The sequence below is a fragment of the Anaerotignum sp. genome (assembly GCF_031981185.1).
GTDB lineage: Bacteria > Bacillota > Clostridia > Lachnospirales > Anaerotignaceae > Chakrabartyella.
The window spans coordinates 3,406-6,018 of sequence record NZ_DALYUL010000021.1; the positions used below are offsets into that span (position 1 = coordinate 3,406).

The window sequence follows — 2,613 nt, forward strand, 5'->3', positions numbered from 1 at the left end:
TTAATCGTGTCCAGATCGTCAGCCGCCTTGCGCAATTCTGACGCATTTCCGTATGTATGCATCCATGCATTATGAATCATCATCAACGCATTTCTAGGCATGATAATTTCATCCCCAGCCATGGCAATCACGGAAGCTACCGAACAAGCAAAACCATCAATGTAGACGGTTTTCTTTGCCGTGTGCCGCTTCAACTGATTGTAAATCGCAGTACCTTCAAACACCGAACCACCATAACTGTTAATATAAATTTTGATTTCGCCTACATTCGGGTACTGCGCCAAGGTTTCACGGAATGTGTTGGCACTGGTTTCACTGCGAATAATTTCATCTGTCCACCAATCGTAACTATCACCTACAACATCCCCGTAAATATACAGCTCCAATGCGCCGCTAGCAGATTGCTTGATTTCCCACATGTTTTTTCTTTGCTTCATCATTTCTCACCCCCTTTCACATTAAGTGCATTTGCTACATCTTCAATTTTTCCTATATTCTTGGTAAGGAAATGTTGTCTAGCCCAATCCTCTGGAATTTCTGATTGTCCTGTTGCTTTTAAAACATCATTGATGCTAAACGCACCAGAGCCGACCAACTTTTCAATATTTGCTGCATTTCCGAAAATATCAAAATGCAAGATGCTGGACGTATCAATTTGAACAAAATCTCCATACCTCCACCGCTCAAAACCATATCGCTTGCGGTTGATTTCTTCCTGAAGCTGGTCACAAATTGGATCAATGCAAGTTGTTAGCCATCGTTGCATTGCGTCTTTTGTGTCAGCTACATCGCCAAGCGGAAGAACAGGCGGGATAGAAAATCCTCGAGCCGTAAATGCAAATATATCATCTACCAATGCACGAATATCCCTGGTGTTACGGTGGCTACTATTTTTTCCCCCTGCACTTCCTACATCCACATACTCATAACCATCAAACTCCGGAAGAACCCCATTATCTTTTTCTAAAAATGGCTTCACTTGCGCTTCTAGCATTCCTTTAAAATTCTTTTCCCAGTCGTCACCGCCCTGGGCTATTTGCCCAATATGGACCTTATAGTGCTTTCCGTTTTCCCACGAATAGTTTTTCATTGCCGCCTGAACTAATGCCACATATGATTGATGTAGCCCATCCAATATAGGCTTGATATTTGCATGATTTAATTTCAGATGTATGACTTCATTCTCTTTAAATGTTTTATCATACTGAAACTCACCAACAATAACATCCCTATATTCTTGCATTTTTTGAGGAAATTCAAAAGGTATCTCGTAGCTATCTGCCACAACTAACATTTCTCTACCATCTCTATGCTTTGTGCTAATTATTAACACTTCGTTATCGCTGTATAATCGATATACTAATTTATGCAAAAACGCCGTACTGTTTTGATTTATATTCGGCTCAACATTCCATGTGTAATATTCAGCACCACGATATTCAATGCTTCCCACGTAAGTTTTAAATTCACACCTTCCAATGGCATTAGCAATCATATTAACACATGTATTAAAGGCTAATTCCCTAATTCGATATTCTTCCAAAGCCATCCGCATTTCAACATACGCAACATCCCCAACGTCCATGGAATCCTCTCTAAATCCGAATTTGTTTGCCAACCATCTTTTTATAGAAATTGCCATTTATTCACCCCCTTTCAAAAAGTAAATGCTCCAATAGTCGGTATTGCCACAGGAGCACAATTTCCCAACTCACTCTCTATTGTCATTGACGCCACTAAGGCCATGAAAGGATCATTTTTTCGGCTTTTTGCTTCTATTTTCGAATAGATATAATTTCCAGTATCTATTCCACTCTTTATTTTTATGCCTGACTTTTCACGTTTTGTATTTCTTGTAGCCCAACGCAACACATAAGTATCGCCCCATGTAAAATACTTGCGATTGAAACAGTCCTGTATTACCGGTTCGACTTTCATAATATCACCCGGGCGGACAAGCTTCATATTCTTCTTTTTGAATGCATCAAATCCGATTTTTTCCAAACTTTCTGCCACCAATGCATGTCTATGTCCATCTAACGCGACCATCTTTATGCGGTATTTCTTCATCTGCTCCCACATCCAATTAGCCAGCAGATCCGGGTGTATTCCGACATCGTCAACCACCGTTATTTCCCCTTTATCAACCCATTCTCGCCATGGCGCCCTTACTCTGTGAAGCGTCTTTGACTGAGAGCAAAGCCACGAATGGTTAATATCATATCGATCGTTTCCACGCTTAAAGTGCAAATTAACAGCCGCCCAGTCCGACAATTCCGCATAGTCAATTCCGGCAACGCAGGTCCATCCGGTTAGATCTGGTAAAGGCTTATTAGTGGCTTTTATATTTTCTTCTTCCGTTACAACCAGCGCACTTTCCGTTGTAGGAAGATTGAAGCGTTTGGTATAAAGATCATCTTTTACGGTTGCATCGTAGTCTTTATCAATCCAATTTTGTTCCATTTCCAGCATCAATGTTGGCAGATAGGGCAAGGAAGGGTTACTTTTGACCCATAAAGACTTATCCTCCGCTTCTTCTTTTTTGTCCAGTTTATAAATCAATGGGCATAATCTGGAATTTGGTATATCTCCACTCAATACATCATTTGCTAT

The 2,613-nt window shown here is 40.5% G+C and carries 3 protein-coding genes; all 3 read right to left on the reverse strand.

Going from position 1 to position 2,613, the window contains the following annotated elements; genetic code table 11:
• Positions 1–440 (reverse strand): head maturation protease, ClpP-related (locus tag RTK36_RS11950; RefSeq protein WP_312047479.1); only part of this gene is annotated, 440 nt, incomplete at its 3' end.
• Positions 437–1,642 (reverse strand): phage portal protein, encoded by a 1,206-nt coding sequence (locus RTK36_RS11955; RefSeq protein WP_312047480.1) that lies wholly within the window; start codon positions 1,640–1,642, stop codon positions 437–439. The genes RTK36_RS11955 and RTK36_RS11950, both read right to left, overlap by 4 nt.
• Before the next feature lie 14 nt (positions 1,643–1,656).
• On the reverse strand, positions 1,657–2,613 hold a 957-nt coding region (locus RTK36_RS11960; RefSeq protein ID WP_312047481.1), incomplete at its 5' end, for a terminase TerL endonuclease subunit.

What these genes read in the sequence shown, in the direction of transcription:
- RTK36_RS11955 (WP_312047480.1), bottom strand. Translation starts at nt 1,642, where the DNA reads ATGGCAATTTCTATAAAAAGATGGTTGGCAAACAAATTCGGATTTAGA.